The sequence below is a fragment of the Bacillus sp. ChL18 genome, from assembly GCF_026241425.1.
Classification (GTDB): domain Bacteria; phylum Bacillota; class Bacilli; order Bacillales; family Bacillaceae; genus Bacillus; species Bacillus velezensis.
Map to the genome: position 1 here is coordinate 1 of NZ_JAPHWE010000009.1, position 12197 is coordinate 12197.

Here is a 12197-nt window from a genome sequence, read left to right on the forward strand (position 1 = left end):
GCAGTCTGGTCAGGACTTTTCTCTGCTTGTTCCTCAAACAGCTGATGAAGGGTTTTCTCTTTAGGATACTCTCTCGCTGTATTGTTTAAGGTTTCTAAAAAGTACACCTTTTCAGGCTCTGTCATGAAACCTAAATCTGATATTTTTATTTCATGGTTTTTGATAATAGACTTCATTATTTTAATAAAATGTTGTTTCAGTTGAATAACAGATTTTGTGCTATAAAGACTTTCATTGTAAGAGAATATAATATTTAATTCATCATGAGGTATAACCATTACATCAAAATCATAATTAGTCTGTTCGTGTACTTGTAAATCATGAATGCTAAAACCTAAGTCTCTAAACGAATAATCAAAACTTTCTTCAACGTGGTAATTCTGGAATATCATAATATGATTAACTAATTTATGTTTTACTTCTGACAATGATTGAATTTCTGCTAAAGGATAATAATCAAATTTGGAAGATTCTAATGATGCTCTTTGTACATCTTTAAGGAGATCTACAAAACGACTATCTCTATTGGTTTGAATTCTTACAGGGATTGTATTAATAAATAATCCCACCATCTCTTCAATGGCTTCTACCTCGGCATTCCGTCCGGATACAACCGAACCAAAAACGATATCGTCCATACCAGTGTATTTTTGAATTAAAATCCCCCATAAAGTCTGGATGACAGTGTTAAAAGTTACTTTTTCCTGCTTACTAATATTTACTAAGGCTGCTGTCATTTGCTTATCAATGGTAAAATCAAGACTTTCCTTTTTAAATACTTCATATTGATTCCTTGTATTCACCGGAAGCTGAGCGTGATTTGAGTAGCCTTCAATATATTGCTCCCAATACTGTTGTGCTTTATTCTCAGGCTGCTTCTTGAGCCACTTCATATACTCTCCGTAAGACGCCGGCTTTTTCAAGTTAATTTCTTGCTGATTTCTTAACGTAGAATATATAGCAAAAAGATCGTTTATAATAATGCTGCTGCACCAGCCATCCATTAGTATGTGATGGGAACTCCAAATCACTTTATGTTCTTGCTTACTCATCTTTATTACTGATAATCTTATTAAGAAATTTTCACTTAAATTAAACCCTTTTGTTCGATCTTTGAATTGGAAATCTTCAATAAACCGAGACTTTTCCTCTTCATTTAAATGGCTAATATCTTGAAAGTGTATGTTTTCTTTATATTCTTCAAGAATTACTTGTTTGGCTGGTTTTATATTTTCATATACGATAACCGCCCGTAAAATATCGTAACGTTCAATTATCTTTAAGAAACTTTTCTTCAGCAGCTCAATATCCATTTCGCCCTTTGTTGTGAATGATTTTTGTTCAAAGTACGTAGCCGATCCCTTATCCAATAATGAATGGAAGAGCATACCATTTTGCATTGGAGTGAGAGGGTATATGTCTTTAATTTTATTTTGCTTCTGCACTTCGTATTTTTTCTTTATTTCCTCTAACTCTTCGAGTGTCATGTCACTTTCTGTATAATCCGATGGAGTTGTTTCGGTCTTCTCTAGATTCTTACAGTGATCGATAATCGACAATAAATGATTCTTGTAGGCTTCAGCTATATTCTTCATTGTTTGCTCATGATACTTTTCATTATTGTAAGCAAAAGTAATACTCAGTTTATGGTTCGATATGATTCCACTAATATCTATTTCAAATAATCTTTCACTCTCTAAACTAATTGAGTCACCTGGTGATAGTTTAGAGATTTCAAACACTTCATTATCAATACTCTCATCAAACTGACCTAAGTAGTTGAACTTTATTTGCGGTTTTATTCCCTGCCAACTTACTTCATTCTGCATATACTTAAGGATGCCAAAACCTATACCTTTGTTTGGAATCTTCCTTAGTATTTCTTTTACTTTCTTAATTGACTTGTTTAGATGAGATTGATGTATATCTAACAAAACAGGGTAATGGGTTGTAAACCATCCGACCGTTCGAGAGATATCGATATCTCCTTGAAGTATTTCTCTTCCGTGTCCCTCCAAAGTCACAAGCAATTGATCATTTGCAGTCCATTCATTAAACGCAAGCCCTAGAGCTGTTAACAATAAATCGTTAATTTCAGTGTGATATGCACGATTGGTATTTTTCAATAAATCCTCTGTATCTTCTTTGCCAAAAGTAATACAAATGTCTTTGAAATTATTCAATTTGTTTCGAGACTGGGTATCTTTATCTGCCGGTAATTCTCCAATTCCAACTTTATCCAAATGGCTCCAATAACTTATTTCATCATAAAGAACATCACTTTTTACATAATTTTCTAAGTAGCTCCCCCAGTCTTTAAATGAGTGGGTCTTATGCTGAAAGATAATTTTTTCTCCTCGCATTGCCTGACTATACCCTTCGACGAGATCCTCAAAAAGAATTCTCCAAGAAACACCGTCTACTACTAAATGGTGTATGGCGATAAGCAGATGATCTCCTTGACTCGTCTTAAACAAACCTACTTTCACAAGGGGACCCTTTTCTAAATCAATACTGCTTTGTAATTCTTGGCAACATCCTTCAATTAATTTCTCTACATTTTGAGCTGAACGGAAATCCTTTACTTGCAGATCGTATAATTTTGTTTCTGAACTTCTAATGATTTGAGTGACTTGTTTACCATCCTTTTTATAATTCATCCTTAAGGCATCATGATGCTTGATTAATTCTGTAAGTACATTTTTGATTGCTTCATCTTGGAAACCTTCTTTGTTATAGATCATCACAGATTGGTTCCAATGGTGTTGATTAGTAAAGCTATTTTCAAAAAACATTCTTTGTATAGGAATTAACGTTGCCTCACCTGTCACTTCTCTTTGACTTATTTTATTTTCATTTGAAGTAACCTTCTCACTAAGATCTTTTATATTCCCATACTTAAACAGATCTCTGATTTCCAATTTATATCCAAACTTCAGAAATCTAGATGTTATTCTTATAGCTTTGATAGAATCTCCACCTAAATCAAAGAAGTTGTCATGAATTCCGATTTTTTCTACTCCGAGAACATCTGACCATACGCTGGCCAAGGTTTCCTGGACATCATTCTCCGGAGCTGCGTAATCTGCTGACGCCATGCTGCTGCTATCCGGTTCAGGCAGCTGCTCCCGGTTAATCTTCCCATTCTTGGTCAATGGCATCTGATCTAGCACCATAAAATACACCGGGACCATATAATGAGGCAGGCGGTCTTTTACATAGCTTCGAATTTCTGTTATATCAAGAACACTATTTCCTGCTATATATGCTGTCAAATAGGCTTCCCCAGCTTCATTGTCTCTATTAATGACTGCTGCTTCTTTGATTTCCGGATGGCTTAATAGGACATTTTCAATCTCTCCGAGCTCGATCCGGTATCCTCTTATCTTCACTTGACTGTCTAGTCTTCCGATAAATTCAATTCGGCCATCGGACAGTCTTTTCACCAAATCTCCCGTCTTGTACATTCTTTTTCCTGGCTCAAACGGACTTTGGATAAACTTTTCTTCCGTTAATTCAGAGTTGTTCACATACCCTTTTGCTACTCCGTCGCCGCTGATATATAATTCGCCCGGAACCCCGACTGGCACAAGGTTCTGATGCGGATCAAGAATATAGGCTTGGATATTGTCCAATGGCTTACCGATTACGTTGGAGAATTCATCGATTTGATCAAGATTGATCTCTCCCGCCACACAGCCGATTGTACTTTCCGTCGGTCCATAATGATTAATGAGGCGGATCGAATGATTAAGATCTAATGAACTAAACCGCCTTAAATCGTTCTTGTTGACCGATTCACCACCTAATATAATCAGCCGGAGCCTGCCTGTTTCCGCAATACTTTTAATCTTTTCAGAATGGATCATGATTGAAAACAGCGAAGGTGTCATTTTGAGATACGTACATGTTTTGGCGTATTCAACCAGCTGATCAGGATCTCTATACATGTCTTCTGACAAAATATGCAGGGTGATGCCGCTGATTAAGGCGGTATACACTGCGGTATATCCCAAGTCAAATGCGTACGACGACAGTAAGGCTGTCTCATCATTAGACGTAATGTCCGCTTTCTTTATCATCGCTTGGCAATAATTGATCAAGCTTGAATGCGGGACCATGACTCCTTTTGCCCGCCCAGTCGTACCTGATGTATAAATCACATACGCCAAGTCACCGCTTTGATTAATGATATCCACATTGGTTTTATCGCCTGTAAAGATATTTGGATCTGAAATAACTATTGTCGTTCCTTCAAACGGAAATCTCTGTGCATACTCATCTGTTGTTACTAAGACCTCAATCTCAGCGTCTTTCATCATGTGATGAACCCTGTCTTCAGGATGGGACGGATCGATCGGCAGATAAGCTCCTCCAGATTTCAATACCCCAAGGATGCCTACCATCATTTCAAGGGAATTTTCTGTCATGAGTCCGACAATTGAATGCTGGGTTACTCCTTTTTGACGCAGCACTCTTGCGAGCTGATTCGACTTCTCATTGAGTTCCCGGTACGTAAGATAATGATCTCTAAACTTCACCGCTATATGATCAGGGCGTTTATCCGCTTGGTCTTCAAATAGCTCCTGTAGTGTTTTTTCTCTGTCATAATCTGCTTGTGTATCATTAAACTCTTCTAAGAGTTGGTGCCGTTCATTGTCTATCGTGATATCAATCTCCGAAATATTGACTGTGGGGTCTTCTGAAATGATTTCCATCATTCTAATGAAATGGTTTTTTAAACGGTTCATGCTGCTCGAATCATATACATTTGAATTGTAAGAGAATCGGACAGTTAATTCATCATTAGGTAATACCATAACTCCAAGGTCATAATTATTCTGTTCATAAAGAGTGCTATCTGTAATTTCAAAATCCACAAAATTGTTAGACTCCATCACTACATCGTCAACATAATAATTTTGAAATACCAAGATGTGATTGACTAAATTTCGCTTAAGCTCTGATAACGATTGTATTTCAGCTAATGGATAATAATCGTACTTTGTTGATTCCAACGAATTTTTTTGAATATTTTTAACTAACTCTATAAAATTAGCAGTTATATTATTTTTCACCCTTACCGGGACCGTGTTGATAAACAACCCTATCATTTCTTCAATTCCATCCACTGCTGCATTACGTCCCGATACAACAGATCCAAATACGACATCATTTAAGCCTGTATATTTCTGCAGGAGAATACCCCAAACAGCTGAAATGACAGTGTTAATTGTAACTTGTGTTTGTTTGCTCACATTTAATAGTGATTCTGTGAGCTCTTTCCCCACCTGAAATTCTAATTTCTCTTTTTTAAATTGGACTGGAGTCTTCTGGACACTGCAAGGAAATTTAGCATGGTTGATATACCCGTCTAAATACTTTCTCCAATATATTTTCGCTGAATATTTCGATTGTTTTTGCAGCCAATTGATATAATTTACATATGGAGTTGGCTTCTTTAGTGGGGCAGTATGATTTTTTTTTGCAGACGAATATAGTATAAAAAAATCTTTCATAATAATACCGCTGCACCAGCCATCCATCAGAATATGGTGAGAACTCCAAATCACCCTATACTCTTCATGATTCACTTTAATGACAGACATTCTAAGTAAGATGTCTTCACTTAATTTAAAGCCTCTTTTTCGCTCTTCGAACTGGAACCGGTGAATAAACCTTGATTTCTGTTCTTCTGTTAAATTAGTTATGTCCTCGTAACGGATGCTTGTTTTACGGCTCTCTACTATAACTTGTTTCGGAGTTTTCACATTCTCATGAACAATGATAGTTCGGAGAACATCATACCGGTCAATTAATTGATTGATGCTTTTTTCAAGTTCTTCTAAATCAATCTCACCTTTAATCGTAAAGGACTTTTGTTCAAAGTATGCTTCTGAATCTGGATCAATTAGAGAATGGAACAGCATTCCTTCTTGCATAGGAGTAAGAGGATAGATGTCCTGAAGTGTGAACTCTTTATATTTTTCCTTTAATTCTTCTAATTCATCCAGAGTAAGGTCATTGGCTGAATAATCGGAAGGAGAGAGTTCGGTTGTTTTTTGTTCCCGACAATGTTTGACAATAGAAAGCAAATGTTTTTTATATGTTTCAGCTAAACGTCTCATTGTGCTTTGTTTATATTTCCTAATGCTGTATGCAAATGTAAAAAACAGCTTATGATCAGCAATCGCGCCATTAATATCAATATCATACAAACTTTCGGCTTCCGGACTAATAGAGTTTCCTTTTGCTAGATTGGATAATTTCAAAAATCCATGATAAATTGTCTCATCAAATTGGCCTAAATAATTAAAGCTGATCTGCGGCTTTATATCTCCAATGACTGATTTTTCTCTTAAGTAAGAGAGTATCCCATAGCCAATCCCCTTATTTGGAATACTTCTCAATGTTTCTTTTACATTTCTAATGGAATAGCTCAATTGCTTCTCTTTTTTCAACTTTAACAGTACAGGATAATGGGATGTAAACCAGCCGATTGTCCGAGAAATATCGATATCTCCCTCAAGCTTTTCTCTTCCATGACCTTCCACATTAATTAAAACTTGCTCTTCTGATGTCCACTCTTGGATAGTCAGTCCCAAAGCAGTTAATAATATGTCATTAATCTCCGTATTATAGGTTTTGTTCGTATTCTTGAGTAATTCACTTGTTTCCTCTTCACTTAATTCTATATCAACTCTATTGATGTATTTTTGTTTGGTGCTTTCTTCACTGTATTCATAATCAGTCTTCAAAAAATGACAATCTGCTATCGCAATCTCTTCCCAATACGGAATTTCACTTTGGAATACTTCACTTTGAGCCTGTTGCTGCAAATAGAGTCCCCACTCCTTAAAGGAATGGGTTTTGCTTTGAAATACTATTTTTTCTCCTTTAAGGGCTTTATTGTATCCTTCCGAAAAGTCTTCAAAAAATATTCTCCAAGATACCCCGTCTACTACCAAATGATGGATAGCAATCAGAAGATGATCTCCCTCAGTTGTTTTAAATAAACCTGCTTTTACTAGAGGTCCTTTTTTTAAATCAATACTGCTTTGTATTTCTTCACTGCTTTTTTTGATCATTTCCTCATAATTTTCGCACGATTGGTAATCCATTACTTGAAAGTCGTATAATGTTGTTTCTGAACTTCTAATGATCTGGGTAACTTGTTTACCATCCTTTTTATAAACCATCCTTAAGGCATCATGATGCTTAATTAGTCCGGCAAGAACAGTTTTGATTGAGTTCTCTTCAAAACCTTCTTTATTGTAGATCATTACGGATTGATTCCAATGATGCATGTTTGAAAAATTCTTTTCGAAAAATAGTCTTTGAATAGGTATTAATGGTACTTCTCCTGTAACCTCTTTTTGACTAATTACAGTGGAGTAAGCAGTTACTTTATCACTCACTTCTTGAATGGTTCCAAAATTAAATAAATCTTTAACCTCAAGATTATAACCATATTTCTGAAGTTTAGAAGTGATTCTGATTGCTTTAATAGAGTCTCCTCCTAGTTCGAAGAAGTTATCTTTTATTCCTATTCGTTGGAATCCTAGTACTTCTGACCACACATCTGCAAGTTTATGCTCTATATCATTTCTTGGAGCGACATATTCAAAACCGCCTCTTTTGGAAGATGGTTCTGGTAGCATATTCCGTTCTATCTTTCCATTTGTAGTTAATGGCATACTCTCTAATTGCATTATATAAGTAGGTATCATATAGTAAGGAACAGTTTCTTTTAAATATTCTCTGATTTCGGAAGTATTTAATTGACCCCTTCCTGTTATATAAGCAGAAAGATATTTTTCCTGTTCTTCATTCTCCCGCGCTAATAAAACAGCCTCTTTAACAGCTTGATGACTTAGCAAACAATTTTCTATCTCTCCAAGTTCAATTCTAAAACCACGGACCTTAACCTGATTATCCTTTCTTCCAAAGAATTCTATACTCCCATCAAGTTTCCATCTTGCAATATCTCCTGTTTTATACATTCTTTCTGCAGGATTAAATGGAGCTGCAACAAATTTCTCGGAAGTCATTTCAGGTTTATTCAAATACCCCCGTGCAAGTCCATCTCCTGCAATCCACAAATCCCCAGGTACTCCTTTAGGCACCAAATTTAGGTCCTCATCTAATATGTATACTCTGCTGTTTTGGATGGGGGTCCCGATAGGAAGAGATTTTTCTTTCTTATTTCTTTCTCGATAGCTATACACGATACAACCAACAGTTGCCTCAGTTGGTCCGTATTCATTTATAATTTCTACGTTTCCATTAAATTTACGGTGAATGTCATCAGCTAATTGATATGATAACTCTTCACCGCCAACAATAAACCTTGAAATTCTTACATTATTCAGTTGCAATCCACTTATAACGCTTAAATGTGCTGGGGTTAATTTCATTATATCTATAGAATCTTCAACAATATGATCGAATGAAAACTGATCATCATTGTTATATACACATACTTTATTACCAGACAATAACGGTACATATATTGAAGTTACTGTCAAATCAAATGAGATAGATGTATATAATGGAAAATCCCCTTTTCCTTCTTCAAGATACCGTCCTTTACAATAATGAATATAATTAACTAGAGATTTATGCTCGATCATGACTCCCTTAGGATTACCTGTAGTACCTGATGTGTAAATCACATAAGCCAAATCATTAGAAGATCTCTTAATGTCTAAATTTGTCTTGTCACCTTGAAAAATGTCTCCCTCAAAAATATCAATTACACTTCCATTAAAATGAATGTGGGTCATGAGGTCTTGTCTCGAGATAATGATATCTACTTCTGCATCTTGCAGCATATATTCTTTTCTGCCAATTGGATGTTGTATATCAATAGGAAGGTAAGCACCGCCTGCTTTTAATACTCCCATAATTGCAATAACCATCTCTATAGAAGCGTTTACCATTATTGCGACAACAGAGTCTGTGGTTACACCTCTGCTTTTTAATAATCTTGCTAATTGATTGGCTTTTTCATTTAGCTCTTGATATGTTAATACTTTATATTCGCATTTGACTGCAATCCTATTGGGCGTTTTCTCTGTCTGAGCTTCGAACAATTCTTGAACAGTTTTTTTGCTTGGATAATTCTCAAAAGTTTGATTATAGTGTTGAAGCAGTTCAACTTTCTCTTCTTCGGAAATGATTTTTATTTGTTTTATGATCTGATCAAGATCACCGACGATATCATCAACGATTTTAATAAATCTCTCGCCAAATAATGTTATAGTTTCCTTACTAAATAATTCAGCGTTGTAAATAAACGATATGTCATAAGTTTGACTATCTTGTTTATTTATACAAACAGACAGTTGATTTTTAGGAGAGGTATTTATGTAATTAATAAACTCTTCTCTGTGCAGTGTATTCATACAAATGCTTACAGGTGTTAAATCCATAACATTTATACCGCTATATGAACTATTTAAGAGCTTATCAAGATCACAGTACTGATTTTCATAGGCTTTAAATACATTTTCCTGTACTTGTTTCAGCAAATGCTTGACAGACACTTCTTTTGTCACCTTGTTAAAAAGTGGTAGTAATTTATTTTTTACAGGTGTGTTGTCCTTTGCATTTCCTACATAAACTGGTATACCTATAATATTTTCTTTTTTCTCTGTGTATTTAAATATTTGTATCTGTAATGCTGTTAAAAACACCATATAGAATGGTAAATCATTTTGTTTTGTCAATTTATCCAACTCATTAATTAATTTAGAAGGTAAAGAAAACTTGATCTCCTGCTTTGTGTATTTTCCTTCTGAGAAAAAATCATGAGTAACAATTCCTGTATCTACTTGTGTTAAATTTAAACCCTTCCAATATTGACTAGAATTTTCTATTTTTTCACTAGAATTCACTTTTTCATTACGCCTCCTTCTATAACACTTTTCCTCTTAATTTAAATCCATATTCGAACTTTAATTGTTCGAATATGGATTACTCTTAAAATGTAAAAGCTGTACTTCTTAAATTATTTACTTCATCATCAATTTCTAAAAGGCTTTTTCTTTCTTCACTATTTAAAATATCAATCTTTTTAATTACTTGATTGCTGTTTTTTAATATCTCGTCTAATAGAACCTGAATATCTTGACTCACTCTTTCAATGGTTTCCTTTTTAAACAAGCAAATAGAGTATTCCAAAATCATCTCTATATTTTTTCCAGACTCAAAAGCTTTTAGGGTCAAATCAAACTTTGAGATTTTGTTTCCCAAAGGAATTTGGTTAAAAACAATATTTTCAAGCTCAATTTCTGTATTTACATCTATGTTATTCATATCAAACATCACATCAAATAGCGGGTTTCTCCCTAATTCCCTTTTAATATGGAGGTGATTAATTAACTCTTCGAGCTGATAACTTTGATTGTCATATGCCTGCAGTGAATTCTCCTTTACTTCTTTCAAAAGTTCTTTGAATGTTTTCTCTTTATCTGGGTGATTCCTCACAGCCAGTGTATTGACGAACATACCGATCATATTTCTCAGATCGGCATGCGGCCTGCCGGCCACCGGTACTCCGACGACAATATCCTCCTGCCCGCTGTACTTGGATAAAAGAATATTGAATGCTGACAACAGAACCATATGGAGCGTCGCGCCCTCTTCTTTTGCCAATCCTCTTAGCCCTTCGGTCATTTCTTTATCTAAGGTGAAATGAACACTATCTCCTTCAAAACTTTGGATACTCGGCCGTTCATAATCATAAGGCAAGTGAAGAACCGGAACGGTTCCTTCGAACTGCTTCTTCCAATATGCTGCCTGTTTATCCAGGCTGCCTGATCGAAGGTATGCATTTTGCCACTGGGCAAAATCCTTATACTGAATCCGCAGCGGTTCGAGTGATTCTCCATTGTACAGCTTTGTAAATTCCTTGAGTAACAGACTTATCGATACTCCATCTGAAATAATATGATGCATGTCAATCATCAGATATTGTTTCCCAGATACCGTTGCCAGTTCTGCTCGAAATAGAGGGGCTTGATCTAATTCAAATGGCTGAATGAATGTCTTTGCGATGTCAGCAACGTCAGTTTCCGGAAGTTCTCGGGAAATCAGCTGGAATTCCACATTGAACCAATTTTTTTGAAAAATCTCTCCATCCACTGTTTCAAAGGAAGTACGCAGTGCTTCATGTCTGTCGATTAGCTGCTGAAAGACAGTCTCAATTCGATTTCGATCCACTTCCCCCTTCAATTCAAAAATACTCGGCATATTGTAAGCCGTACTGATTTTATCCAGCTGCTGAATGGAATACATGCGTTTTTGTGCTGAAGAAGCTTCATAAAACTCTCGTTCCTCACAAGGTTCGATTGTTTCATAGACATTTACAGCGCTCTGTTCAATATAGCCGCTTAACTCGAAGATGGTTGGCCTTGTAAAGATTTCCTTCAAAGGAACTTCAATCTGTAGATGCCTGCGAATGTCACTCATGACGACCGTTGCTTTTAATGAATGACCTCCGAGGTCAAAGAAATTGTCATGTATACCGATATTCTCCACTCCGAGTACTTCCCGCCAAATGGTCACCAGTGTTTCCTGCAAAACTGTTTGCGGCGCCTCATAATCGCCCGATATTAATCCATTGACATCTGGTGTCGGCAAGGCACTGCGATTTACTTTTCCATTGTTAGTCAATGGAATGGTGTCAATCTCCATCAAGTAAGAAGGAATCATATAATCCGGCAGATGTTCTTTCATGTAGGCTTTCAGTCTGGCTTTATCGAGCGTTTCGTCAGAAACGACATACGCACACAAATACTTTTGGTTTTGTTCATCTTCTTTCGCTGCCACCACTGCTTCTTTCACTTTAGGATAGCTGACAAGCTGCGTTTCAATCTCTCCGAGTTCAATCCTAAATCCTCGGATTTTCACCTGGTGATCGATTCTTCCTCCGTACTCTAGCTCACCGTCAGGAAGCCACCGGACCAGATCCCCTGTCTTATACATTCGTTCTCCCAGAATAAACGGGTTTGGTACGAACTTCTCTTTGGTCAGTTCCTCTCGGTTAAAGTATCCTCTCGCTACCCCGTCGCCGCCAATGCATAGTTCTCCGAGAACACCTTCTGGTACAAGCTGGTTGTGGCGATCAAGCACATATACCTGTGTATTTTGTATTGGCTTCCCTATAGTAATTGAATCGGTTTTCCCCATCC

General features: G+C 36.1%; 2 protein-coding genes. Both read right to left on the reverse strand.

Features of this window, described 5'->3' with window-relative positions; all coding sequences use genetic code 11:
- On the reverse strand, positions 1-9899 hold a 9899-nt coding region (locus OQ477_RS20695; protein ID WP_265973597.1), incomplete at its 3' end, for a non-ribosomal peptide synthetase.
- Positions 9900-9984: 85 nt separating this feature from the next.
- On the reverse strand, positions 9985-12197 hold a 2213-nt coding region (locus OQ477_RS20700), incomplete at its 5' end, for a condensation domain-containing protein (protein ID WP_265973598.1).